Raw genomic sequence first — 24,900 nt, 5'->3', positions numbered from 1 at the left:
GGAGCGACCGGGTGGAACCAGTCGCGTCGTCGTGATGTCATGGGGGGTGCGCACAGCCAGCTGCGTGCGCCGCGATCGCGCGACGGCCCGCCCGCTCGAGGCGCTTTCGCTTCCGAAACGTATCGCACATCGCCCCACGAGGTCGCTCACCATGCATCGCCTTGCCGTCGCCCGCCCCGTGAACCCGTTCCTCTGCCGCGCCGGAACTGCCCGCCCCGGCGCTGCCCGTGCCGCAGCCGTCGCCGCCACCATGGCGTTCGCGGTGCTCGTCGCGTCCGGCGCCCGCCCCGCCGCGGCCCAACCGGGGGCGGACGGCAACGGGCTCGAGCGGCACTACGTGCGGCACATCGGTGCCGAGACCCCGACGCAACCGCTCACCCGGCCGGGCGCGGTCGCCTTCGGACGGGACGGCACTGCGTACGTCGTCGACCAAGACCAATGGCGGATCGTTCGCTTCGCCGTGTCCGGCGAGGTGATCGGGGCCTGGGGCGGGCCGGGGGGCGGGCCGGGCGAGTTCGGGCCCGGGTGCAGGATCGACCACGACGGGGAAAGCTTCTGCGGTCCCACGGCGCTGGCGGTCGGCGCGGACGGCGACGTCTACGCGGCGGACCCGATGAACGGTCGGGTGCAGCGCTTCACGGCCTGGGGAGCGTTCGTATCCCGGATCTGCGTGCTGTCACCCACGACGCCCGGCGCCGCGGCATGCGCGCCCGGCGACGACCCGGCCAAGGGGTTTGCGTGGGGCCTCGCGGTGCTCGCGGACGGGCGGATCGCTGTCGCGCTTCGGGCCGGGCCGATCCGGGTCTTCGACGGCGCGGGTGCCGTGCTGGCGGACTGGGATGTCCGGGCCGGCGACCTCGCGCCGTACGGTGACGGGCTCGTCGCGGCCCAGCCCAGCCTCGGGCGCGCGGTCGTGCTGGACGGGCGCGGCGCCGTGGTGCGCACGCTCGGCACGTCCGTCTACCCGGGTAGCCTGGCGCCCGGCCAGTTCGGTCGATGCTACGGCGGCTCGTCGCCGATGGGCGTGCCGTACTACGACACGCCGTGCCAGCCGGCGGGCGTCGCCAGCGGACCGGACGGCGCGATCTATGCCGTGGACAGCTACTCGGGCCGGTTCGTCCATCGGTTCGCAACCGACGGCACGGTGTCGGCGGTGTGGATCCGCGATTTCGGCGGCCCGGAGTCGTCGCGCGGGTCGATCGACCACCATCGCCGCGTCGCCGTCGCGCCGGACGGGCGGTTCATCGTGGCCGGCGACGGACCCGGCGTGGCCGTCGCCGCCCCGGACGGCCGATGGCTCGGCACGTGGACGGCCGACGTTCTGGCGCAGCCGGGCGGCGGGGGCCTCGACGAGCCGGTCGCGGTCGCCCCGACGGACGGCGGGGGCGTCGTCGTCGCGGAGGCCGCCCGCGGGCGCCTCGCGTGGTTCGATCGCCACGGCGGTCCGCTGCGCGTCGGGCCGGCGCCCGCGCCGGACGGCGACGCGCTCGTGCGTCCGGTGGCACTCGCGCCGGCGCCGGGCGGCGGCGTCGTGGTCGCCGACGCGGGCACGGGCCTCGCGCGGCTCGTCGACGCGGACGGGGGGCTTGGGCGGAGTTGGGGCGTGCGGCGGGCGAAGGACGACGACCTCCTTCGGCCGGTGTCGCTCCTCCCGCTCGGGGACGGCACGTGCCTCGTGGCGGACAACGAGCGGGGCAGGATCGTGCGGCTGCGGGAGGACGGCACGGCGGCCGAAGTGTGGGCCGCGGGGATCTTCGCGCCGCAGCAGATCGGCTCCTATAAATTTCAGTTCGAGTGGTCGCACCGCCTCGAGATCGTCGCGGACGGGGCGGACGTCCTGGTGCTCGAGGTGCCGGCACGGCGCATCGTCCGGCTGCGGCGCGACGGGACGGTGATCGAGACGATCGCGCTGGACCCGAGCATCGCCGAGCCGCGCGGCCTCGCCGTGGCGCAGGACGGGACGCTGCTCGTGATCGACATCGCGCCCGCGCGCGTCGTGCGCCTGGCGCGGGACGGGCGGACGCTCGGGGACTTCGGCGCGGACGTGTTCGGCGTGTTGAAGCACGGCGAGCCGGAGGCGATCGGCGTCCGACCGGACGGCGTTGTCGTCGTGGTCACGCGGAAGCCCGCGAAGGCCGACCAGGGCCGGGTGCTCACATTTGCAGTGGACGGGACGCTGCTCGAGTCGATCCCGTTCCCGATCATCTTCCTTTCTGCGAACGCGATCGACTTCCGACCGGACGGCACGTATCTGTTCGCGTTCAACGGTCCGCAGGCGGTCGCGCTCGAGACGGACGAGCGGACCGTCATTCGACGCGGTTGGAGCGTGCCGGAGACGCATTCCGCGGAGGGAACGATCGACCCGCGCCCGTACGATGTCGCGGCGGCGGAAGACGGCGGTCTCTGGATCGCCGTGGGCGGCTTCCGACCGGCCATTTACCGCCTCCGGCCGGACGGCGGCATCGGCCGGGTCTGGCGTCGCCTCTCCGACGCGCCCGGCCACGTCACGTCGCCGTCGGGGGTCGCGGTCGCGGCCGGACCGGACGGTCGAACGCGGGTCTTCGTCGCCGATGCCGTGGGCCACCGCATCGCGCGCTTTGCGTGGGACGGCACGTTCGAGGCGGAGTGGCGCGTCGGGCCGGGCGATGTGCGGTTGTACAAACCGCACCACCTCGCCGCCGCGCCGGACGGCACGCTCTGGGTGGCGGACACCGGGAACGTGCGCGCCGTTCACTACGCCCAGGACGGCACCGTGCTGGGCGTCGTCGACCGCACGATTACGCCAGCGGCCGGGCTGAAGGAACCCGTCGGGATCGCCGTCGCGCCGGACGGCTCGCTCCGGATCGCGGACGGGATCACGGCCCGCGTCGTCGCCGTGTCGCGGGACGGGCGGTTCCTGGACGCCTGGGGCAGCGACGGGCCGCCCGGCACGGGCATCGTGCGCGCCGCCGGGCTGGCGTACGGCGGGGACGGCACGCTCTGGGTGGCGGACCCTTGGCGCTCGCACGTAACGGCGCTGGGCACGCGCCCGCCGGCCGCGTGGAACGTCCGCATCTACCGGGACGGTGCGCTCCTCGACGGTCCCGCGGCGGCGTTCAGCACGGCCACGCTGGACCTCGACTGGCACGGCCTCGCGCCCGTGGTGGGCGCGGGGGCGACCGGGTTCGCCGTGCGGGCGGAGCGGCGGGTCGGCGATTGGGCCGGCGCGCACCGGCTGCGCGTGTCGGCGGTCGGCGGCGTGACGGTGGCGGCGCCGCTCGGGATGCCGCCCGTGTTCGGCTCCGGCCGGCCGTGGGCGTTCGACGGCGAACGCGAGCTGGGCAACGAGGGCGGCTGGATACGGGTCGACTTTGCCGCGTCGCAGCCGGGACCGCACCTGCAGGTCGGGACGGACGTGCCGTTCGAAGCGTTCTTCCCGACCGCGCTGCGGCTCGGCGGCGGGTGGTGATCGGCGCGGCCGACACCGCTGACGACCGGTCGGTGGACGTGGCTGACCGCTGTCCGGTACGCCCTGATGGCCGGGCCTGGCTGCCGGGCGCCGAAGTCGAGCGATCGGCCGATGATCGACACCGGCGGCGACCTATACTCGTACCCCGCCACTGGACACGCTCGGAGGAGCCACCAGAGTTCGGAACCCGGAGATTCAGCAGTGACGGGGTACTAGTCGCCGTGCCGATCCACCTCCAGCCCGGCCCCGCCGCGGCCGCCATCGCCGCGCGCCTTGCGGCATGGCGCACCGCCGCTGTCGCCGCCCGCCTCTTCGCGCACGACGCCGCACTTTGGACGGACGCCGGCATCGCCGACACGCCCAACGACCCGATCGCCGCTCGGCTGGGCTGGCTCGACCTGCCTGTCACCTCGCCCGCATCGCTCTCTGCCTGGCAGCTGTTGGCCGATCAGGCGCGGGCCGACGGCATGCGCCACATCGTCCTCCTCGGGATGGGCGGCTCGAGCCTCGGCGCCGAGGTCCTTGCCCGCAGCCTGCCGCGTGCCGCCGGCGCGCCCGAACTCATCGTGTGCGACAGCACGCACCCAGCGTTCGTCCGCAGCGTCGATGCGGTCGTCGATCCGTCCCGCGCGCTCGTCGTCGCCGCCAGCAAGTCGGGCACGACCGTCGAGACGACGGCGCACTTTGCCCACTGGTGGGAGCGCCTCCGCGCCAACGTCGCGGATCCGGCCGCGCACTGCATCGCGATCACGGATGCCGGCTCGCCGCTGGCGTCGCTCGCGGCGGAGCGCGGCTTCCGCGCGTGCGTCTTGGCGCCCGGCGACGTCGGCGGGCGGTTCAGCGTCCTCGGGCCGTTCGGCCTGCTGCCGGCGATGCTCGCCGGCGTCGAAGTCGCGCCGGTGCTGGCGGGCGCGGCGACGGCGCGGGCGGGACAGGACGGGGCCGCCGAGCGATTCGCCTCCGTCGAGCAGGCGTCGGGCATCGTGCTCGGCGCCGCCCTCGGCGAGTGGGCCGTGGCGGGCCTGGACACGCTGTTGATCGATGCCCGGCCGCCGTTCGACGCGATGACCGGCTGGCTGGAGCAGCTCCTCGGCGAGAGCCTGGGCAAGCGGGGGCGTGGACTGTTCCCGGCGCGGCCGTGGAGCGGCGCATCGGGCCGTCGGGCCGACCGCGTGGTCATCGAGGTCGGCCCGACGGACGCCGTTGAGCCGGAGGGCGACGGGCTGTCGTCGGCGAGCGTCCGCGTGCGGATGGGGTCACCGGCCGACCTTGGCGCCGCTCTGTTCGAATGGGAGGTCGCCACGGCGACGGCCGCGCTCGTGATCGGCGTGCAGCCGTTCGACCAGCCCGACGTCGAGGCGGCCAAGCGATTCGCACGCGCGGCTGCGACCGGTCAGGGGTCGGCACGGCCGGAAGCCGGTGGCCAGGCGGGCGATCCGCGGGCCGCCGACATCGCCGACGTCCTTCGCGTCGCCCGGCCATGGCTGGCGGCGATCCCGCCGGAGGGGGCGATCGCCGTGCAGGCCTTTCTGCCGCCGACGGCCGCGAACGACGCCGCGCTGGACGGCCTGGCGCGGGCGCTCGGCGACGCGACGGGCGCGGCTATCGCGTGGGCGTACGGACCGCGCTATCTCCACTCGACGGGCCAGCTCCACAAGGGCGGGCCGGCGTGGGTACACTGCCTCCAGCTCGTTGACGGCGACGTCGGCCACGCGCCGGACGACGACGTGCCGATTCCGGACGCCGGTTTGACGTTCGGTGCGCTCATCGCCGCCCAGGCTGCCGGCGACGCCGCCGCCCTGGCCGCGCTCGGGCGACCCCCGTTCGTCGTTCGCATCGGCGGCGCGTAACCGCCCCGCCGCGTCGTGCGTCGGAACCGCCGGCGGTTCCGCGGGTGTCCATTGGTCGATCCCACGCCCAGCCCGCGGCGCCTTGGCATTCGTCGCTACCTGACAGGATGGTGCTGATGTCGGTCCGCTTCGTTCGCCGATGGCCGCGCTGGCTTGCCCTGGCCGTCGCCTGCACGGCGCTTGGTCTGAGCGCGGCATGCTTGCCGCTGGGACAGCCCCGACCGGACGCGCGCCGCGGAGCCGACGACCCGCCGCCCGGCGCACCGGTTACGGCCACTGCAACGGCGGCGCTGACGGCCACCGTCGTCGCGACCGCCACCCCGAGCGTGAGCGCCACGTTGGCGCCGACGCCGATGATCACCGCCACCGCCGCGGTGACGTCGACGCCGGCGGTCACCGCGACGCCGGCCATGACATCGACGATCGGCCCGACGCCACGCGCCTCCGGCACGCCCGACATCGCGCCGACGCACGCCCCGACGCCGACCGTCGGGTCGCCCGCCAGCATCCAGCTGCCGCTCGTCACGCGCAACGCCGTGCCGGCCAGCCCGCGGGCGTCCGTCGTCTGGGGCGCGCAGTTCACGTTCGAGGAGGACGCGGGTCTCAGCGCGGCGGACATCGCCACCGAGCTGCCGCGGCTGAAGGAGGCGGGGGCGCGGAGCATTCGGATGCACCTGCGGTGGTCGATCGTCGAACCCGAGCTGCGCACGCCGCCGGCGTACGACTGGTCGACGCCGGACCGGCTGATCGGCGCGTACTCGCGGGCCGGATTCGACGTCGTCGTCAGCATCGTGGACTACCCGGCCTGGGCGATGGTCTACCGCTGCGGCTTCGACTACCGGACGCCGGAACGCGCGGCGGACTGGGCGGCGTTCGTCGGCGCGGCGGCCGAGCGGTACGGGAAGGCGCCGTACCGCGTGGCGGCTTGGGAGATCGGCAACGAGGTCGACGGCAAGTCGGTCGTCACCGAGGCGGACCGGGCGCGGCCGCCGGAGTGGGGCAAGGACGAGCCGATGCCGCCGCAGATCGGCTGCTGGGGCGATCGGCCGGCCGCGTACCTGGCGTTCTTGAAGCCGGCGTACGGCGCCGTCAAGGCGATCGACCCGGACATCCCGGTGTCGTTCGGCAACCTGGCGTACGCCACGACGGACATCTTCCACCGCGACTTCCTCGACGGCTTCCTCGCCCTCGACAGCGGCAAGTGGTTCGACTACGTCGGCTACCACTGGTTCCCCGAGCTCAAAGAGGCCTTCCCGGCCGAGCCGACCGGCCCCGAGAAGTACACGATGATCGCCGACCGCCTGGCGCGGCGCGGCCTGCGCAAACCGATCTGGATCACCGAGACCTATCGGCGCACCGTACAAGGCGACGCGACGAGCGAGCTTGGGCAGGTCCGCTTCCTCACCGAGGAGCTGCCCGAGGTGTTGGCGTGCTGTCCGGTGGCCCGCGTCTACTGGTTCGCCTGGACGGACTTCGCCGGCCAGGAAGCCGGCAAGCACCAGCGCGGCCTCGTCCGCAGCGACCACGCCCCCAAGCTGGCCTTCCCGATCCTGCGCCACACGATCCAGCACACGGACGGCAATGGGCGCGACATCTCGTCGGGCGGCACGCTGGCCTACGAGTTCCGCCCGGCGCGCAGCGGCGTGCGCACGATCATCGCCCGCCGTCCCGACGGCACGGCCGGAACGTTCAGCGTTCCCGCCTTCCCGGGCGAGACGGCGCTGCTGACGACGTTCCCGGACGATGCGCTGCGCAGCGGGGCATGCTGTCCGCAGGTGCGGCTGACGGCCAGTGGGGGACTGTGGCGGGTGCCGGTGGGGGGGCGGGCGAACTACGTGCGGATCGTGCAGCGGCCGTGACGCAACACCGGCGGCGCATCACACGTCGTTGCGCAGCTCCGGCAGCCAGATCACCTGCCCGCCCGTTCGCGCCGGACGGCCGATGGACAGCTGCCACGTGCCGAGTTCGGCCTTGCCGAGCTCGGCCGGCAGCGCGCCGCCGCGCAGGCCCTCGGGGGCGATCGGGGTTTCGATGTGCGTCGTGCGCAGCGCGCCGGTGAGCGCGTGCGGAGGCCGGATGCGGACGAGGGGGGTGGCGGGGCGATCGGCCAGGTTCCACAGGCGCACGCTGAGGTGCCCGGGACCGGCGTCCTCGGCGGGCTTGAGCGCCCATAGGAGGACGTCCGGGTCGCTGACGGTCAACAGCCCCCACGTGTCGGACGGGCGGCCGCCGACGGACGAGGTGACGCGGCCGGCGACGAGCGGGTTCGTGGCGGCGAGGGCGAAGCGCATGGCGGCGGCGGCGTCGAAGCGGTCCATCGTCGTCACGCTGAAGCGGTAGCGGTGCTCGGTGACGTCGCCCTGGGAGGGAATCCCGAGCGTTGGTCCGTCGACCTGGCCGCCGGCGAGCGCGAACAGGCGCGGGTCGTCCGTCACGAGGCGCTCGGGCGTGCTCATGCCCAGGCGGAAGAACGAGCAGTCGCGGTTCGCCAGCACGATCCACGGGCCGTCGCCGGTGCGCGGGCCGATCGCCGCGAAGTGGTTGAGCGTGAGCCAGTCGTAGCGCGCCGCACGCGGGCTGTAGTGGCCGCCGTCGCCGAGCAGCCGCGCCGCTATGATCGCCCCGACTTCCTCGTGCCAAACGAGCGGATCGTCGATGCCGAAGCCGAACGACCACGCGAGAACCTCGTCGAAGCTCTCTTCGATCCGGCTGTCGATGTCGATCCGCGCGACGCCGGCGTGCACGCTGACGGCCGTCGTGTGGCGGCGCGGACGATCGATCGCGGCAGCGAACGCGGCGGTCACCGGGCCGGTCGCGGCTGCGCGCCGCGTCGCCGTTGCTGCCCCGCCTCCGTCATCGCCGCCGTCGCGTCGGACGAGCGCGTTGCAGCGGTCGCCGTCGCGCGGGCCGACATTGCGGTTCGCCCTCGCTCGATCGATCAAGCGCACCAGCCGGCCGTCGGCCCCGACATCGACTTGGAAGTGGTCGTTCACGAGCGCATCGCCGTCGAGGGCCACGCGTCCATCATGTGTCGCGTCGTTCGAACCGGACCCGGCGTCGACGACCGCAAGAACACGGTAGCCGACGGACGGAACGTCGGCCGCGAGGACGCGCAGTGCCGGCGGCGCTGCGGCGTCGAACGGATCGCTCCACCACTGGTGCGGCACGTCGCGGCCGCGCTCGACGTCGATCACGCGGACCGGGCGCGGTCCGCCGGCGACGGCCAGGTCGACGACGTCCGTGCGCGACCAGCCGAGGGGGTTGAAGACGAACCACCGTTCGACGGCAGCGGACGGCTCGACCGGCGCGGGCAGCGGGCCGCCGGCGCCGATCTGATGGCCGAGGTGCGCGGTCCCTCGGTCGTGCAGTTGCTCGACATAACCTTCGATCTCGTCCGCCAGCCGGACCTGCCAGGCGGCGCGCACTTCGCGCGGGAACTGGCCGTCGGCCGTCCAGTCGTGCTCGTAGTAGAGGCCCAAGTTGCCGAAGCAGCGGTCGCGGGCGGAGGCGAGGTCGTCGAACGCATCGGGCGAGTGGAGGCCCACGACGGCCGCCAGCGCCTCGGCGGAGCGCAGGCGCTCGACGGCGCGGCGGACGCGGGCGGTCGTCTCGTTCATCGAGGCGATGAGGACATCCCACTCGTTGCCGAACGCGGCGCCGTGCTCGGGGATGCCGTTGCCGTAGCGCGCCTCGAAGTCGGTGAAGAAGTCGACCTCGTTGGACACGCGCACCTCGCGCCGGGCGTCGGACAGCGTGCGCGCGGCCTCGGTGACGTCATCGGACCGGGTCGCCAGATCGTCCCAGCCCTGGCCGAAGAGGCCGATGACGTCGAACGGGTAGCGTTCGCGGAAGGCGGCGTCGCCGGTGCCGGGCGTCACGTACTCGATCGCATCCGCCACCCTGCGGATCTCGGCGTAGCCGCCCGAGCCGTCGTTGCCGCCGAGCATGCTGTGCCACTTCATGAGGATCCGCTGCCCGTCCGGGCCGACCCACCAATAGATGTCGTGCGGTCGGTCGCCGGCCGTCGGCACGCGCGACGAGCAGCCGCAGATGCCCTTCCAGCTGTAGCGCGCGCCGCTGCCCGCCCACAGGCTGCCGAGACCGTACGGCAGCGTCTGGTTCTCCATCGCCACGGCCAGCGGCAAGCGAACGTCGTGGCGGCGCTCCAACCGGCCCGGGTAGAACATCCCGCGCAGCACCGCTTCGAGCGGTGCGCCGCCCTGCACGAGGACGAGCGCGTTCAACGGCACGCTGATGTGGCCGTCCTTGATCCGGCCGATCAGGCGATCGAACGCCGCGGCGTCCTTGGCTTCCTCGTACTCCCGGACCCAAAGCCAGCCGTCGCAGTTCCAGCGGGCGTGGTGCGCCGACGGCAGGCCGGCCGCTTCGGAGGCGTCGATCCGGTCCAGGTAGAAGTCGAGCGTTTCGACGAACACCCGGGCGTAGGTCTCGTCGTCGGCCGTCCAAAAGTAGTCCGTGTGATCGTCGGGGGCGATGTAGATCCGCGCCGCCGCAGCGAGCGCGGCGCGCTGCGACGTGCCGCCGGGGCGTACGGATGGTGCGGCGCCGACCGTCGCGAGGGCGAGCAGGCGCGACAGCAGCGTGCGGCGGGTCATCGGGTGGGACATCGGCGGCGCCGATTCTAGCCCGGGGAGGCAGTGCCGTCCATGAACCCGGGCCGCGCCGACGCCAGGCAACGTGATACCATCGCCCGCCATGACGACCGGCGCCGACGACGCGACGCAGCGACCTTCGGGCACCCGCCTGCCCCGGCCCGGCCGGCCCGCACTCGGCCAGCCCGAGGCCGGCCGGCCGCGCCTCGGCCAGCAGCGTCTGGCGCGCGAGCGGGGGATCGTGAAGCCGCGGCGGAGGGCGATCGGGGCGGAATCGGCCGCGGAGGGCGTGCGGTTGGGCGGCGTGCGGATCGTCCTCGTCGGCACGCGCGAGGCCGGCAACCTCGGCCAAGTGGCGCGCGCGATGCTGAACATGGGGCTGACGCGCCTGACGCTCGTTGCGCCGGTGTGCGCGCCGCGAAGTGCCGAAGCGCGGCGGCGAGCGATGCACGCCTGGGAGATCATCAAGCACGCCGACACCGTCGGCGACCTCGGCACGGCTCTGGCGGACACGATCTACAGCATCGCGTTCACGACGGGCTCGGCCAGGAGCGAGGCGCGCCCGGTGCCGTTCGAGGTGCTGCTCGACGACCTGACGACGCTCAGCGCGCAGGGCGACGTGGCGCTCGTGTTCGGCAACGAGGTCGACGGGTTGTCGAACGGCGACCTGCGACAGTGCAGCGCGCGGGCGCGGCTCATGACGTCGCCCGAGCTGCCGAGCCTCAATCTGGCGCAGGCCGTCCTCCTGGCGGCGCACCACGTGTACACCCATCGCCGTTCGCCCACGGCTCCCGCGGCGCCGGGCGCGGACGATGCGGCGACGGCGGCCGAGCTCGAACGGCTCTGGGCTCGCCTGTGGCTGACGCTCGACCGGACGCGGGCGCTGCCGTTGCAGAACCCGCGGCGCTTCTTCGGGCGCATCCGCGCCAGCCTGAGCCGCCAGGTGCTGACGACGGCAGAAGTGAAGGTCTGGCTCGGCGTGCTGGGCGACGTGCTGAAGGCCCTTGATCACCCGCACAAGATCAAGCCGACCGCCGCGACCGAGCCGTGGTCGGACGGGCCCAAGGCGGGCGACACGTCCGAACGACCGGACGGGGCAGGGCGGGCATAGGGCGCCGGGGCGAACGCCGAGTTATCCACACCCCCTTGACATAGAACAAACGTTCCTGATACACTGGTCGCGCTTCATAGAACATCCGTGCTAATTCGAGCGCGGCACTCCTCTCGCCGCCGTCGTCGCAACGACGCGCCGCCGCCGGCCCGACCGGCCACTGGAGGTCGACATGACCACACACTCCGCCGCCCACCCGATCCACGGCACCGACGTCGCCCTGCCACCGCTCGTCGGGTTTGCGGTCGGCCACCTCAAGTTCGTCGCCTTCGTCGCGGCCTGCCTCGTCCTGAGCGCCGGAGCGCGCGTTCTGAACGCGGACGTGCCATCCGGCGTGGGATCAACATCAGCCGCCGTCTTCTTCCCGCAGGCCACCGGTACGCTTCGCGAACGCGCCGCCCTCGCCGACGCGCCCGGCGGCGCGCCCGGCCGCCTGCTGGGCGTCGGGGAGATCGTCGCCGTCGGCGGATCGATGGCCGGCACGGGTCGATTCGGCACGGGGCCGGCCGGCACGGGTCGGGACGACAGCGGCGCGTACTGGGTGGAGGTGGTCACGCCGGCCGGAGCCAGCGCCTACGGCTTCCTGCCGGTCGACGCCGTCATCATCACCGCCGGGCGCGTGCCCGAGCTGCGATATGACGCCGCAGCTCCGGCCGAATGGCTTGCGCCCGTTGGACCATCGAGCGCGGTTCCGTCGGAGCCGGGCGGAGCCGCGGCGGTGAACAGCGCATCGGCTGCCGACGCACGAACGGTGACGATCTCGTGGCTGCCGGACTCGGTGCTCGGCCACCGCGATCAGATTGCCGCCGTCGCCTCCGCGGCGCACGTTGATCCCGACCTCGTCGCCATCCTCGTGCTCGTCGAGTCCGGCGGCAACCCGGATGCCACGAGCTCCGCCGGAGCCCGGGGGCTGATGCAGCTCATGCCGGGCACCGCCCTCGAGATGGCGAACCGGGCGGGGATGCGCGACTTCGACCTCGCCGCGCTGGCGGACGCGGACACAAACCTGACGCTCGGCACGGCCTACATTGCTTCGATGCTCGGCGCGTTCGGACTGGCGGACGATCCGGACTGGCAGCGGTCCGTCGAACTTGCGGCCGCAGCCTACAACGGGGGTCCGGGCCACGTCGGTCAGCACCTGACCACTGGCCAGCCCTTGTTCGCGGAGACGGCCAGCTACCAGCGCTGGGTCGGCGGCATGTGGCGCGAGCGGCGGGACGCCGACAGCGCAACGTACCGGTCGTGGCTCGCCGCCGGCGGACAGCGCCTCGTCGACGCCGCATCCGACAAGATCGTTCTGGCGGCGGCCCTCACACCCTAGCTTACCTCCCGGGTTCCCTTCGGTTCACGACGCCGCGCCCGGCAACGGGTCGCGGCGTCGTGCATCACCGGCGGTGGACGCTGTGCCGGCGAACGCGGGGACCTGCGGATCGGAAGGCGGAGCGCGTGGTGTACAATCGCCGCTCCGACCGGCGCCGAACGGAACGGCGTTTGGTGCCGTGCGATGTGCCTGGAGGTTGACGCTGGAAGCTGCCACGCCCGTCACGGTAAGCGGATTGTTCGCTGCCTGCGACCCTGCGACGCTCGGGTTTACGACATCGTCCGAACTCTCCCCTTTGGAGGGGATCATCGGCCAGCCGCGGGCGGTCGAGTCGATCGCGTTCGGTATCGCCGTGCGCCGGCCAGGCTACAACATCTTCGTGTACGGGCCGCCCGGCACGGGCAAGCGAACGACGGTGCAGCACCTCCTGAGCGAGGTCGCGCGCGAGCGGCCGGAGGTGGACGACTGGTGCTACGTCGCGAACTTCGCGCAGCCCCACCGGCCGTGCGCGCTTCGGTTGCCGACAGGGTGGGCGCCGATCCTGGCCGCTGCGATGGATGCGCTGCTCATCGACCTGCTGACGGTGCTGCCCCAGGCGTTCGAGAGCGAGGTCTACGTCGGTCGCCGCGACCGGCTGGTCACGGAGCTCGACGGGCGCAAGGACAAGCTCCTGCGTGAAGTGTCGGTGCACGCCAAGACGCGCGGCCTCGCCCTGGTGCAAGGACCGGGGGGATTGTCGGTCATGCCGCTCGACCCGTCCGGCAACGTCATGCCGCCCGATGAGTTCGCGAAGTTGTCCGAGAAGGAGCAGGAAGTCCTTCGGGAGCAGCTCGAGGAACTCGAGGACGAGCTCGAGGCCACGTTGCGGCAGGTGCGGGCGGTCGATGTCGAGGGCGTGCGGCAGATCAAGCAGCTCGAGCGGGATGCGGCAGCGGCCGAGATCGCGGCGCGCATCGTTCCGGTGCGGGAACGATTCAAGTCCGTGGACGGCGTGATCGGCTGGCTGGCGGCGATGTCGGACGACCTCCTCGACCACCTCGACTTGTTCGTGCCGTCGCAGGATGGCGAGGGCGAGGGACCGCGGCCGACGCCGCCGCCGTCCTACGTACGCGACGACCTGCGATTCCGGCGCTACCGGGTGAACGTCATCGTCGATGCCTCGCTGTCGGCCGGAACGCCGGTGGTCTTCGAGACGTTGCCGTCGCTGCCGAACTTGGTGGGGCGGATCGAGCAGCAACAGGTGATGGGGGCGCTGTTCACCGATTTCACGCTGATCCGCGCCGGCGCACTGCATCGGGCCAACGGGGGCTATCTTGTTCTGGAGATGGACGAGCTCGCCCAGCACCCGGCCAGCTGGGAGGCCCTCAAGCGGGCGCTCAAGACGGGGCGTATCGACATCAGCCCGCCCGTTGAGCCGGCATCGACGATGACAACCGTGATCCTGGATCCGGAGCCGATCCCGCTGACGTGCAAGGTCATCCTGATCGGTGACGCCGGAACCTATTTCCTGCTGCATGACTACGACCCGGACTTCGTCGATCTGTTCAAGGTGGGCGCCGAGTTCTCGGACGAGATGGTGCGCGACGAGGTCGGCAGCCGGCACTACGCCCGTTTCGTCGCGTCGTTGGCGGCGCGCGAGCGTTTGTTGGGGTTCGATGCCGACGCCGTGGCGAGCGTCATCGAGTACGGTTCACGGCTCGTCGAGGACCAGAAGCGGTTGACGACCGATTTCGTGGCGATCGCCGACGTGTTGCGCGAGGCCGACCACTGGGCCCGCGAGGCCGGGAACACACTCGTCGTGCGGGGTCACGTGGCGCAGGCGCTGGCTGCTGCCGAGCGGCGGGCCGATCTGGCGCGCGAGCAGATCCTGACCCACTACAGCCGCGGGCTGATCAACCTGGCGACCCACGGCGTCGCGATCGGGCAGGTGAATGCGCTCACTGTCGTGAGCCGCGGCCAGTTCGAGTTCGGACTGCCGATGCGCGTCACGGCCCGCGTGCGACAGGGCGGCGGCGAGGTCGTCGATATCGAGCGGGAGGTCGAGCTTGGCGGGTCGTTGCACAGCAAGGGCATGCTGATCCTCTCCGGCTTCCTTGCCGGCCGCTACCTGCCGGAGGACCAGCTGGCCATCGCGGCGAGCCTGACGTTCGAGCAGTCGTACGGCCAGGTGGACGGCGACAGCGCTTCGTCGGCCGAAGCGTACGCGCTGCTGTCGGCGCTCGCGGGCGTCGCCCTCCGGCAGGACGTGGCCGTCACCGGTGCGATCAGCCAGTCGGGCGAGGTTCAGGCGATCGGCGGCGTGAACGAGAAGATCGAAGGCTTCTTCGATGTCTGCCGCTTGCATGGCCTGACCGGCACGCAAGGTGTCGCCATCCCGGCCGCCAACGCCCAACATCTCATGCTGCGCCCTGACGTCGTCAAGGCTGTCGCGGCCGGTCAGTTCCACGTGTGGACCGTCGATCACGTCGATTCCGGTCTGTCGCTCCTGACCGGTCTGCCGGCCGGCGAACGCGCGGCCGACGGCCGTTACCCGGACGGCACCGCCAACGCGGCGGTCGAGGCCCGGCTGGCCGCGTTCAGCGCGCGGCGGCGGGAGTCCGGCGACGAGCCGGCCAGCCCCCACCCGACGCGGCGGAGCCGGCCACGGCGGCCAGGGCCGACGGCGCCGGACGGGGACGAGTGAGCATGCAGGCGCCGCACCGACCGACCCTCACGGCGTAGCGGGCAGCTTGGCGAGATCGTCCAGCGTCCACTTCGACTTGCCTTCCACCAGCACGCCCTGGCTCATCGGCACGAACCGACGGTCACCCTCGACGCTTTGGGTCGAGACGATGTAGTAGACGCTCGTCTTGCCGTCCGGCCCCGCCAGCGATGCCGTCGGGCCGAGGTCCTTCAGGTCGATCAGCGTCGACTCGTCGGCCGCAAACGTCGAGAGCGTCAGCGGCGCCGACGTCTTGAAGCCGACGATCCAAACGAGCCCGGCCGAATAGCCGTAGACGCCTGCCGTCGGCCCTTCCTCGCCGCGCAGCGCCCGCAGCTGAATGGTGGAGATCTGGCGGACGATCGTGTCCTGCATGTCGGGCTCGGCGGAGCCCGTCACCGGACCGAACAGCGTGCGGATGAGCGAGATCATGGCCGCCTCGTCTTCGGCGGTCAGGTGTTCGGCCGTCGTCGGCATGGCGGCCGCGGTCGACGTCACGGCACCCGTCGCGGCGGCGCCGGCCGGCGGAGTGATGCTGCCGGAGGCATCGGCGCCGAGCGTGGCGGTGATGGCGGTGCTCGCCCCGTCGCCAACCGCATCGCCGGACGGCGATGGGCGGCAGGCGGTGATGAGCAGAGGTGTGGCGCACAGCGCGAGCAGCGCGGCGGTGAGCCGGCTGGGATGTCGTCGCGCGGTGTCCGGGTGCAGGGTTGGGTTCACGAGAGCGCTCCTTGGTCGTGGTGGGTCGGATGGGGCCGCGCGGCTATCGTCGACCGCCGCGCAGGCGTGGGTCGAGGACGTCGCGCAGGCCGTCGCCCAGCAAGTTGAATCCGAGGACGGTGAGCATGATCGCGACGCCGGGGCATGTGACGAGCCACCAGAAGCTGGTCATGCTCTGGCGGTTGTCCGCGAGCATCAGCCCCCATTCCGCGAGGGGCGGCTGGGCGCCGAGGCCGAGGAACCCGAGGCCGGCGGCCTCGAGGATGGCGGTGCCGATGCCGAGGCTTGCAGCGACGATGAGCGGCGCCAGCGCGTTGGGCATGACATGGTGGAGCAGGAGGCGCATCGGGCTCGCGCCCAGTGCCCGGCTGGCCGTCACGTAGTCCTTGCCAACCTCGGCCAGAACGCTGGCCCGAACGATCCGCGCATATGTCGGGATCGAGACGATGCCCACGGCCAGCATGGCGTTCAGCAGGCGCGGGCCGGTCAGCGCCACGATCCCGAGCGCCAGCAAGAGGCTTGGGAACGCGAGCATGACGTCCATCAGGCGCATGATCACCGCATCCACCCAGCGACCGAAGAAGCCCGCCACCGCGCCGAGCGCCGCGCCGACGGCGATCGCAAGCGAGACGCTCGTCACGCCGATGAGCAGCGACGTGCGGGCGCCGTAGACGATGCGGCTGGCCAGATCGCGTCCCAGCTTGTCCGTCCCCATCCAGTGTCGGAGCGACGGCGGCTGCTTGGCGTCGCGCATGAAGGCCGACCAGATGCCGTCGGCGTCCGGGTGCTGGATCGAGATCCACGGTGCGGCGATGGCGCATAAGGTCAGGAAGCCGATGATGCCAAGGCCGGCCACCGCAAGGCGGCTGGCCCGGACGCGGCGCATCGCGTCGCGCAGCGGGGAGCGGGCGGGTGCTGGGCGCGGCGGCAGCGCCAGGTCGAGGGCGCTCATTCGTAGCGGATGCGCGGGTCGAGCCAGACGTAGGACAGGTCGACGATGAGGTTGATGAACACGAACGTCACCGCGAACACGAGCACGCCGGCCTGGACGACCGGGTAATCACTGCCGGTGATCGCATCGACCGTCCAGCGGCCGACGCCGTTCCAGGCGAAGATCGTCTCGGTCAGCACGGCGCCCGAGAGCAGCGCCCCGGTCTGGAGGCCGATGACGGTGACGAGCGGCAGGAGCGCATTCTTCAGCGCATGGCGGGCCACAACCGCCCGCTCCGTCACGCCTTTGGCCCGTGCCGTCCGGATGTAATCCTGACCGAGCACCTCGAGCATGCTCGAGCGCGTGATGCGGGCGATGAATGCCGCCGGGATCGTGGAGAGGGCGAACGCGGGGAGCGCGAGGTGTTGGAGCACGATCTTGAAAGCCTGCATGTCGCCGGTGCGAAGCGCATCGAGCGTGTACATCCCGCTCCAGCGCGGGATCGTGAGCCCCGACGGCAGCCGGCCGAGGCTCGGGAACCAGCCGAGCTGGAAGGCGAAGACGTAGATCAGCATGAGGCCGAGCCAGAACACCGGCATCGAGACGCCGAGCATCGCCCAGACCATCGCGCCGACGTCGATGGCCGAGTTGTGGCGCGCGGCGGCCACGATGCCGAGCGGTATCCCGGCGAGGACGGCCAGCACGATGGCGGCTAGCGCGAGCTCGAACGTCGCTGGGAGCTTCTCGGCCAGTTCGGCGACGACGGGGCGCTTCGTCGTGATCGAGTTGCCGAGGTCGCCGTGCAGCATCCGTCCGACGAAGTGGGCATAGCGGACGGGCAGCGGATCGTCGAGTCGATAGCGCAGACGGATGTCCGCGCATGCGTCCGGCGTGAAGTGATCGCCGAGGAGCGCAACGCACGGGTTGCCGATCACGTGCAGGAGCGCGAACGTCAGGAACGAGATCCCGATGAGAACCGGGACGACGGCGAGGACGCGGCGGACGATGTAGGACAGCATGGGTCAGGCGCTGGCGCGGCTGGTCGGCGCTGGTGCCGACCAGCCGAGACCGGTCGCGTATGCTACTTCTTGACCCCTACCAGCACGTGCTGGAGCGGGCTGGCCGTGTAGCCGGTGACGGTGGCGCGGAAGACGATCGGCGGCGATCGATGGACGAGCGGCACGGCCAGGACAAGGTCGTGCACGATCTGGTTCGCCTGCTCGTACATCTGCGTTCGCTTGGCCGGATCGGTCGTCGCCGAGGCCTCCTTGAGGAGGGTGGCGAGCGCCTCGTCCGGCGGCGCCGCTTGGCCGTCCTTGCTGAAGAACGACGACTCGGCGCCGCAGAAGAACTGGCACAGGAAGTTGTCCGGATCGCCGTTGTCGCCGCCCCAGCCGAGCATGAACAGCTCGGCCTTGCCGTCCCGAACGTCGGGCAAGTACTGCGTGCCCCAATCGGGCGACTGGATCTCGGTCGTGACGCCCAGCTCCTGGAGCTGCGCCTGGATGTACTCGCCCAACTCCTTGGGCTGCGGGAAGTAGAAGCGGGCCACCGGCATCACGTAGAACTGCACCTTCTCCGGTAGCGTGGACTTGGCGAGGCACGCCTCGAGCGATGTCTTGGCGCCGGCCATGTCGAACGCATGGTCCGTGAGAGCCTTGTTGTAGCCCCAGAGGCTGGGCGGCATCATCTGCGCCGCCGGCTCGGCATCATCGGCGTACATCGTGTCGACGATCGCCGACTTGTCGATCGCCTGCGCAACGGCCTTGCGGCAGTCGATGTTGTCCCACGGCGCCTTGGCCTGGTTGAAGCCGATGTAGCCGACGTTGTTCGGCGGCTCGAACGTCACGGTCAGGTTGGTGTCCTCCTGGGCCGTGGCGATGTTGTCGGGGTTGAGCTGGGTCATGCCGTCGATTTCGCCGTTCTGGAGGGCGAGGAAACGCGACGTGTTGTCGGGGATCGAGCGCAGCTCGAGGTTCGCCGTGGCCGGCGGGGTGCCCCAGTAGTCGGCATTCGTCTCGAGCAGCAGCCGATCGTCCTTGATCCACTCCGCCACCTTGTACGGCCCGGTGCCGATGGCGATCGGGCTGCCATTCGGCGTGCCGTACGCGCTGCCGGCGGCTTCGACGGACGCCGGGCTCGAGAACGCGAAGTTGCCCATCGCCAGGTTCTGCAGGAGCGGCGCGCTCGGACGGTTGAGCGTCAGCTTGACGGTGGAGGCATCGACGGCCTCGGCGCCGGCGAAGACGGACTTCGGCGTGCCGTCGTCGTTCTTCTCGTCCTTCAGCCCCTGGAACATCGATTTCCAGTACTCGAACTCCCAGTCGGCGAAGTGCTGGGGATGGGTGGGATCGAACCAGCGGTTGAAATTCCAGACCACGGCGTCGGCGTTGAAGTCCGTGCCGTCGTGGAACTTCACGCCCGTCCGGAGCTTGAACGTCCACGTGAGACCGTCGTCGCTGGCCGACCACTCCGTGGCCAGAGCCGGCTCGACCTCGGTGCCACCGGCCTTGTAGCGCGTGAGGCCCTCGAAGATCTGCCACGTGGCCAGGAGCGATTCACTGTCCGTCACGTCGGCCGGGTCGAGCTTCGTCGCATCGTCGGCGTGGCCGAAGACGAGCGTGTCGGCCGGCGTCTTGCCGACCTCGGGTCCTTCGGTGGGCGCGGAGGACGCCGTCATGGGCGTGGACTCGGGCAGCGGTGCTGGCGGCTCGCCGCAGGCGGCTACGCCGGCGAACAGGACGCCGGCGGCCAGCGCCCGCACGGCCCGCAGGGTGGTGCGCGACATGCGTGATCTCCTCAGGGTGGTGCGGGCAGCATCGCATGCCGCGGATGCGCGATCGCGGGTGCGATCGGCGCCGCGTGGGAGGCGGCCCAGAGTGGTCGGCGACTATAGCGAGGGCCGCAACCCTTGTCAATGACCTCGTCAAAGACAAGGGCGTCCGTGACGTGCGGTGCAGGGCATCGCGGGCGGGTTACGCCGAGCGGGAGGCGATCGCCGCCATCCCGCTGCTGAACAGATCGAAGTCCAACGGTCCGACCGTGCCCCAGGTCAGCAGCCAAAGGAAGAACATGATGACGATCGTGGCGACGATCATCATATAGGTGTAGGTGCGGCTGTCGTACTTCAGATGCATGTAGAACGCCGCTACGAGACCGGCCTTGATGAGGGCCGTGACCATGAGCCCGATGACGAGCAAGCCGCTCGGCCGCGCCCGGTCGCCTGCGTCGATCATCGTCGGTATCTGAATCTCGACGAGCGTCAGCACGGCCAGGAGCACGAAGACGATCCAGTAGGCTTTGACCGTCGGGCCGTGATGGGCGACGGCGTTCAGTTCGGCGGTGTGGGACTCCGCGGCGGTGGCTTGCTCGGACACGTGCGTACTCCGGGGGATGCGATGGCTACACTTCGACGGCTACAGCAGTTCGACGGCTACAGCAGGTAGACGATCGTGAAGAGGATGATCCAGACGAGGTCGACGAAGTGCCAATAGAGGCCGAACAGCTCGATGCCCTCGTGATCCTGCTGGGTGTACAGGCCGAGGGCCGACTTCACGAAGAAGATGAGGAGCATGACGACGCCCGCGAAGACGTGCATTCCGTGGAAGCCGGTCATCGCGTAGAACGTCGTCCCCATCAGGACGTTGCGGCCCTTGTCGCTCAGCTCCTGCGGGATGCTGTTGAACCACAGATGGTGTTCGTGCAGCTTGAAGTACTCGTATCCCTGGATGGACAGGAAGGTGATCCCGAGCACGAGCGTGACGCCCAGCCAGCGCGTCAGCGCCTTCTTGTTGCCCTTTTGGATCGCATCCAGCCCCATCACGACGCTCACGCTCGAGACGATGAGAAGGAACGTGTTCAGCGCGGTTAGCGGGATGTTGAGGATATGCTGGATCTCATGAGGCGTTGGCCACATGCCCACCGGATTCGGGTCGGCGGCCGTCGGCAGCGGCGACGTCATGCGCAGGACGATGTAGCTGAAGATCAGGGCGGAGAAGAACAGGATCTCGCTGCCCAGGAACAGCCAGACGGCCAGCTTGCGCGATGGCAGCCCGGTGGCGGTGGCCGCTGGTGCGGCCAGTGCCGGGGCATCGACATGAGCGCTCATGGGCAAGACCCTCCCGGAAGGATGACGAGAACGTCGTGGACGATTCGAACCGCGACCGCGAAGCCGACCGCAGGCGGCGACATCCTCGGCTCAGAACGACAACAAGGACAAGAGCAGCACCAGCCAAACGGCGGCGACGAGCCACCAGAACCAGGCGCTCAGTCGGGCGACGAGGTGGTCGCCGGCGGTGATCCGGCCGCCGAACCCGAACGCGAGCGTCACGAGCAGCAGCACGAGGCCGGCGAAGACGTGCGCGGCGTGGAAGCCGGACAGGATGTTGAACAACGGCGAGAAGAGATCCTCGCCGGCCTGCCAGCCGCCCATGTGGACGAACTCGCGCCATTGGCCGTACAGGAACCCGACGCCGAGCGCGGTCGTCGCGCCCGTCCATGCCAAGCCGGCGCGGGCACGGCCGCGCTCGAACGAGCGCAGGCCAAGCCAGGCCGTGACGGCCGAAGCCAGGAGGACCGCCGTGTTGGTCAGGAGCAGCGTTCGATCCGGCAGCGGCGCACCGGCGGGCGGCCACACCGTCGCGTCGCGTCGGATCTGCCACACCGCCGCGATCAGCCCGGCAAAGAACAGCGCCTCGGCCACGATCGCCAAGCGCATCGCCAGCCGCCGGTTGCGCGGGCCGGCGGCGCGGTACGCCTCCGCCAGCGCCTCGGGCTCGAGGCCGGGCGGCGGTACGGGCCGCCGCGGCAGGTGGCCGAGCGGGCCGGGGCTAGTGATGCGGGTCGCCATGCCTGCTCGCCTTGACGTCGTCGCGCAGCATCATGACCAGCGCGAAGAAGAAGATGAAGGCCCCGAACAACGGGAAGGCCAACTCGCCCAGCTCTTTCGGCTCGCGGGCGAACACGACCAAGCCGGCCATCATCAGCGCGATGCCGAGGCCGAACACGAGCGGCCACGGCGTCGGCGGCGGCAGATGGACATGCAGTTCCTCGCCCTCGAAGTCATCCATCATCGTTCTCCAGACTGCGGTGCGGCTGCGCGCGCAGCTCGCGCCAAGCGCAGGTCGCGCAGCGGACGCTCGCTGAGGATGGGCGGGAGGCGGTCGAAGTTGTGGGCCGGCGGCGGCGATGTCGTGGCCCATTCGAGCGTGTAGCCGTCCCACGGGTCGGACGGTGCCGGGACGTTGCGCTTGCGCGTGATCCAGACGTTGTAGAGGAAGACGAGGAAGGCGACGCCGAGGACCAGCGTGCCGATGGTCTCGACGAAGTTCCAGAACACCCAGCCGCGGTCAGGGGCGTAGTCGTAGATCCGGCGCGGCATACCGCGGACGCCCAGAATGTGCATCGGGAAGAACGTCAAGTTGAAGCCGATGAGCTGCAACCAGAAGTGCACCTTGCCGATGCCCTCGTCGAGCATCTTGCCGAACAGCTTGGGCCACCAGTAGTAGAACGCGGCTGCCATCCCGAACACCGAGCCGCCGAACAGGACGTAGTGCAGGTGGCCGACGACGTAGTACGTGTCGTGCAGCTGCCAGTCGATCGGGACGTTGCCCAGGTAGACGCCGGAGATGCCGCCGATGAGGAACATGCTCAGGAAGGCCACCGTGAACAGCATCGGCGTGGCCAGACGGACCGAACCACCCCACATCGTGAAGATCCAGTTGAAGAACTTCACGCCGGTCGGGACGGCGATGAACATCGTGGCGGTCATGAACACCAGCTGGGCGTTCGGGTTGAGGCCGACGGTGAACATGTGGTGCGCCCAGACCAGGAAGCCGAGGATGCCGATGCCGGCGGTGGCGAACACGAGCGCCTTGTATCCGAAGAGCGGCTTGCGGCTGAAGACCGGCAGGATCTCCGAGACGACGCCGAAGGCCGGCAGGATCATGATGTAGACCGCCGGGTGGGAGTAGAACCAGAAGATGTGCTGGAAGAGGACCGGGTAGCCGTCGGCGGTGAAGAAGTGCGTGCCGAGCGTCCGATCGAACAACAGCAGGATCAGGCCGCCGGTCAGCATCGGCGTCGCGAAGAGCACGAGCTGGGACGTGACGAACTGGGCCCATGCGAACATCGGCATGCGCATCCACGTCATGCCGGGTGCGCGAAGATTCCAGATCGTCACCAGGAAGTTCACCGCACCGAGCATCGACGCCGTGCCGACGATCAGGACGCCGGCGATCCAGAAGTCGACGCCGACGCCGGGCGAGTAGACGTTGTTCGTCAGCGGCGGGTAGCTCGTCCAGCCCGCGGCCGCCGGCGTGCCGACGAGGAAGCTGGAGTACATGAACAGCGCGCCGAACAGGAAGACCCAATACGAGAGCGCGTTGAGGCGCGGAAAAGCCATGTCGATCGCGCCGATCATCAGCGGCACAAGGTAGTTGCCGATGCCGACCCACATCGGGATGACGAAGAGGAAGATCATCGTCGTGGCGTGCATCGTGAACGCCTGGTTGTACGTGTCCGGGCCGATGAGCTGTCGCCCGGGCAGCGCGAGCTCGAGGCGCACGAGCAGCGCCAGGTAGGCGCCGGCGACGAAGAAGATGCCGGACGTCACGATGTACATCAGGCCGATCCGCTTGTGGTCGACCGTCGCGAGCCACGAGGCGATGCCCTTGTCCCACACGCCCGGCTTGCGCAGGACGGCCACGTCCCCGCTGATCGTCGTCATCGTGTTCTCTCCAACGTGCTTGCCAGGTGCGTGTCGTCCCGTGGTGCACGGGCGTCGTGCTCGCCGTCACCTTCGTCTTGGTGCTCGCCGTCGCCGCCGTGCTCATCCGCCGCGCCGCCACCGATCTCGCCGAGCCCGTCGAGGTCGTTCGGCACGTTCTGCGGGCCGGCGGCGCGAACCGGCGCCAGCACCGCCTCGTCGATCGCGAGGCTCTTCAGGAACGCGATGACGTCGGCGGCGGTCTTCTCATCGGCGACGTTGATGCTCATCAGCGTCCCGGGCTTGAGCGCCTGCGGGTCCGCCAGCCAGCTGTGCAGGTTCTCGTCGGTCGTCTCGAACATGCCGCCGGCGAAGTGGCTGCGGGATGCGACGCGGGTCAGGTTCGGGCCGCGCGTGGACGAGCTCCCGGCCTGCAGCGTCTCCGTGACGTGTCCGCCGCCCGGCCCGACGAGGTCGAGCATGTGGCAGGCGCTGCACACCGCCTTGGCGTATGTGTAACCGGCGTACGCGGGCGAGGCCGCATCCGTCGGCGCCTTCGGCACCTCGGCCATCGCGCGGGCCCACGCCGCGTACTCCGCCTCCGGCAGCGCGACGACCGAGAACCGCATCCCGGAGTGCCACGTCCCGCACAGCTCGGCACACTGACCCTCGTAGCGGCCGGGCGTGTCGGCCTCGAACCACACCGAGTTCATCCCGTACCCGCCGTCGCGCGCACCGGGCACCGCGTCGCGCTTGCCCGCCAGCTGCGGCACCCAGAAGCTGTGGATGACGTCCTGGCTGTCGATGAGGACCTTGACCGGACGATTGACCGGGATCACAAGCTCGGTGGAGGTCGTCAGCGTCAACGGCGCCGATGGCCCGCCGAGCGTCTTGTCGGCGTAGTCGAAGGCCCAATACCACCTGTAGCCGGTGGCGGTGATGACGAGGTCGTCGGGCACCTCGGTCACGTACTCTGCGCGCATCTCGCGGTAGCTCAGGAACGCCAGCCCGAGGACGATCAGCGACGGGACCACCGTCCAGATCACCTCGAGCGTGTTGTTCCCGTGCGTTTGGACCGGCTCGGGATCGTTGTCCGACTTGCGGCGGAAGCCAAGCGCGGCGTACAGGATCGCGCTTTGAACGAGGACGAAGATCACGACGGCGATCCACGTGACCCGGTTGTAGAGCGTGCTCAGATCGGCCGCCACGTCCGACGCCGTCCGGGACAGCGACGGTGTTCGCGCCGTCCCGTAGAGAGCGCTCGATGGCGTGGCGGCGAAGGCCAGCAGACCGACGAGCGCCAGGCCGACGAGCAGCGCTGCGCCGAGCGCGACCATGACGATCCGGCTGGTGGTCCGACCGGTGTCCGGTGCGTGGTGGCCGGACGGGCCGCCACCGGTCGAGCTGTCACGGGTCGGGCTGTTGCTGGGCATCGCGTTTCCCATTCGACGTCTTGAGAGAAGCGGAAGGCCGCACATCGGGCCTCTGCGCACGGGGCG

17 protein-coding genes are annotated in these 24,900 nt (G+C 70.8%); 6 read left to right on the top strand and 11 right to left on the bottom strand.

Features of this window, described 5'->3' with window-relative positions:
• The first annotated feature begins 151 nt into the window (after nucleotides 1-151).
• The 3 genes from IPG72_10770 (at nucleotide 152) to IPG72_10760 (ending at nucleotide 7,157) form a co-directional block, all read left to right on the top strand.
• Nucleotides 152-3,448, top strand: a complete 3,297-nt coding sequence (locus IPG72_10770; GenBank protein ID MBK6769465.1) for a hypothetical protein — start codon at nucleotides 152-154, stop codon at nucleotides 3,446-3,448.
• A gap of 221 nt (nucleotides 3,449-3,669) precedes the next feature.
• Entirely contained in the window at nucleotides 3,670-5,298 is a 1,629-nt protein-coding gene (locus IPG72_10765) for a glucose-6-phosphate isomerase (GenBank protein ID MBK6769464.1), read from the top strand.
• A 116-nt stretch (nucleotides 5,299-5,414) separates the two neighbouring features.
• Nucleotides 5,415-7,157 (top strand): hypothetical protein, encoded by a 1,743-nt coding sequence (locus tag IPG72_10760; GenBank protein MBK6769463.1) that lies wholly within the window; start codon nucleotides 5,415-5,417, stop codon nucleotides 7,155-7,157.
• Nucleotides 7,158-7,175: 18 nt separating this feature from the next.
• Here IPG72_10760 and IPG72_10755 read toward each other — a convergent pair whose 3' ends face one another.
• On the bottom strand, nucleotides 7,176-9,926 hold the full coding sequence (locus tag IPG72_10755; GenBank protein ID MBK6769462.1) for a glycoside hydrolase: 2,751 nt from the start codon (nucleotides 9,924-9,926) through the stop codon (nucleotides 7,176-7,178).
• A gap of 88 nt (nucleotides 9,927-10,014) precedes the next feature.
• Here IPG72_10755 and IPG72_10750 point away from each other — a divergent pair, with 88 nt between their 5' ends.
• The 3 genes from IPG72_10750 to IPG72_10740 all read left to right on the top strand — a co-directional run bounded on the left by IPG72_10750 (nucleotide 10,015) and on the right by IPG72_10740 (nucleotide 15,026).
• Entirely contained in the window at nucleotides 10,015-11,022 is a 1,008-nt protein-coding gene (locus tag IPG72_10750; protein MBK6769461.1) for a hypothetical protein, read from the top strand.
• Between the two features lie 172 nt (nucleotides 11,023-11,194).
• Nucleotides 11,195-12,343: a transglycosylase SLT domain-containing protein gene (locus IPG72_10745; GenBank protein ID MBK6769460.1), complete on the top strand. Its 1,149-nt coding sequence runs from the start codon at nucleotides 11,195-11,197 to the stop codon at nucleotides 12,341-12,343.
• Between the two features lie 196 nt (nucleotides 12,344-12,539).
• Complete coding sequence (locus IPG72_10740) at nucleotides 12,540-15,026, top strand: AAA family ATPase (protein ID MBK6769459.1); 2,487 nt, start codon at nucleotides 12,540-12,542, stop codon at nucleotides 15,024-15,026.
• Between the two features lie 27 nt (nucleotides 15,027-15,053).
• Here the strand turns inward: IPG72_10740 and IPG72_10735 are convergent, their stop codons facing one another.
• The 10 genes from IPG72_10735 to coxB form a co-directional block, all read right to left on the bottom strand.
• Nucleotides 15,054-15,764 (bottom strand): hypothetical protein, encoded by a 711-nt coding sequence (locus tag IPG72_10735; protein ID MBK6769458.1) that lies wholly within the window; start codon nucleotides 15,762-15,764, stop codon nucleotides 15,054-15,056.
• Between the two features lie 43 nt (nucleotides 15,765-15,807).
• Nucleotides 15,808-16,716: an ABC transporter permease gene (locus tag IPG72_10730; protein MBK6769457.1), complete on the bottom strand. Its 909-nt coding sequence runs from the start codon at nucleotides 16,714-16,716 to the stop codon at nucleotides 15,808-15,810.
• A complete protein-coding gene (locus IPG72_10725; GenBank protein MBK6769456.1) occupies nucleotides 16,713-17,714 on the bottom strand; it encodes an ABC transporter permease in 1,002 nt (333 codons plus the stop codon). Before IPG72_10725 ends, IPG72_10730 begins: the two co-directional genes overlap by 4 nt.
• 62 nt (nucleotides 17,715-17,776) lie before the next feature.
• On the bottom strand, nucleotides 17,777-19,483 hold the full coding sequence (locus IPG72_10720; protein MBK6769455.1) for an ABC transporter substrate-binding protein: 1,707 nt from the start codon (nucleotides 19,481-19,483) through the stop codon (nucleotides 17,777-17,779).
• Nucleotides 19,484-19,670: 187 nt separating this feature from the next.
• Nucleotides 19,671-20,072, bottom strand: a complete 402-nt coding sequence (locus IPG72_10715) for a cytochrome C oxidase subunit IV family protein (GenBank protein ID MBK6769454.1) — start codon at nucleotides 20,070-20,072, stop codon at nucleotides 19,671-19,673.
• Nucleotides 20,073-20,128: 56 nt separating this feature from the next.
• Complete coding sequence (locus IPG72_10710; GenBank protein ID MBK6769453.1) at nucleotides 20,129-20,803, bottom strand: heme-copper oxidase subunit III; 675 nt, start codon at nucleotides 20,801-20,803, stop codon at nucleotides 20,129-20,131.
• 90 nt (nucleotides 20,804-20,893) lie between these two features.
• Nucleotides 20,894-21,544: a heme-copper oxidase subunit III gene (locus tag IPG72_10705; protein ID MBK6769452.1), complete on the bottom strand. Its 651-nt coding sequence runs from the start codon at nucleotides 21,542-21,544 to the stop codon at nucleotides 20,894-20,896.
• A complete protein-coding gene (locus IPG72_10700) occupies nucleotides 21,525-21,764 on the bottom strand; it encodes a hypothetical protein (GenBank protein ID MBK6769451.1) in 240 nt (79 codons plus the stop codon). Before IPG72_10700 ends, IPG72_10705 begins: the two co-directional genes overlap by 20 nt.
• Nucleotides 21,764-23,422, bottom strand: coding sequence for a cytochrome c oxidase subunit I (gene ctaD / locus IPG72_10695; GenBank protein MBK6769450.1), 1,659 nt, complete (start codon nucleotides 23,420-23,422; stop codon nucleotides 21,764-21,766). Before ctaD ends, IPG72_10700 begins: the two co-directional genes overlap by 1 nt.
• Nucleotides 23,419-24,834: a cytochrome c oxidase subunit II gene (coxB, locus tag IPG72_10690; protein MBK6769449.1), complete on the bottom strand. Its 1,416-nt coding sequence runs from the start codon at nucleotides 24,832-24,834 to the stop codon at nucleotides 23,419-23,421. Before coxB ends, ctaD begins: the two co-directional genes overlap by 4 nt.
• Nucleotides 24,835-24,900 lie beyond the last annotated feature (66 nt).

The sequence above is a fragment of the Candidatus Avedoeria danica genome, from assembly GCA_016703025.1.
GTDB lineage: Bacteria > Chloroflexota > Anaerolineae > Epilineales > Epilineaceae > Avedoeria > Avedoeria danica.
Note: the sequence above shows the minus strand (reverse complement) of the source record. Positions and strands in the feature narration are given on the sequence as shown.

Coding starts and splice junctions, on each gene's coding strand:
- IPG72_10770 (MBK6769465.1), top strand. CDS start 152: ATGCATCGCCTTGCCGTCGCCCGCCCCGTGAACCCGTTCCTCTGCCGC.
- IPG72_10760 (MBK6769463.1), top strand. CDS start 5,415: ATGTCGGTCCGCTTCGTTCGCCGATGGCCGCGCTGGCTTGCCCTGGCC.
- IPG72_10755 (MBK6769462.1), bottom strand. CDS start 9,926: ATGTCCCACCCGATGACCCGCCGCACGCTGCTGTCGCGCCTGCTCGCC.
- IPG72_10750 (MBK6769461.1), top strand. CDS start 10,015: ATGACGACCGGCGCCGACGACGCGACGCAGCGACCTTCGGGCACCCGC.
- IPG72_10745 (MBK6769460.1), top strand. CDS start 11,195: ATGACCACACACTCCGCCGCCCACCCGATCCACGGCACCGACGTCGCC.
- IPG72_10730 (MBK6769457.1), bottom strand. CDS start 16,716: ATGAGCGCCCTCGACCTGGCGCTGCCGCCGCGCCCAGCACCCGCCCGC.
- IPG72_10725 (MBK6769456.1), bottom strand. CDS start 17,714: ATGCTGTCCTACATCGTCCGCCGCGTCCTCGCCGTCGTCCCGGTTCTC.
- IPG72_10720 (MBK6769455.1), bottom strand. CDS start 19,483: ATGTCGCGCACCACCCTGCGGGCCGTGCGGGCGCTGGCCGCCGGCGTC.
- IPG72_10710 (MBK6769453.1), bottom strand. CDS start 20,803: ATGAGCGCTCATGTCGATGCCCCGGCACTGGCCGCACCAGCGGCCACC.
- IPG72_10705 (MBK6769452.1), bottom strand. CDS start 21,544: ATGGCGACCCGCATCACTAGCCCCGGCCCGCTCGGCCACCTGCCGCGG.
- IPG72_10700 (MBK6769451.1), bottom strand. CDS start 21,764: ATGGATGACTTCGAGGGCGAGGAACTGCATGTCCATCTGCCGCCGCCG.
- ctaD (MBK6769450.1), bottom strand. CDS start 23,422: ATGACGACGATCAGCGGGGACGTGGCCGTCCTGCGCAAGCCGGGCGTG.
- coxB (MBK6769449.1), bottom strand. CDS start 24,834: ATGCCCAGCAACAGCCCGACCCGTGACAGCTCGACCGGTGGCGGCCCG.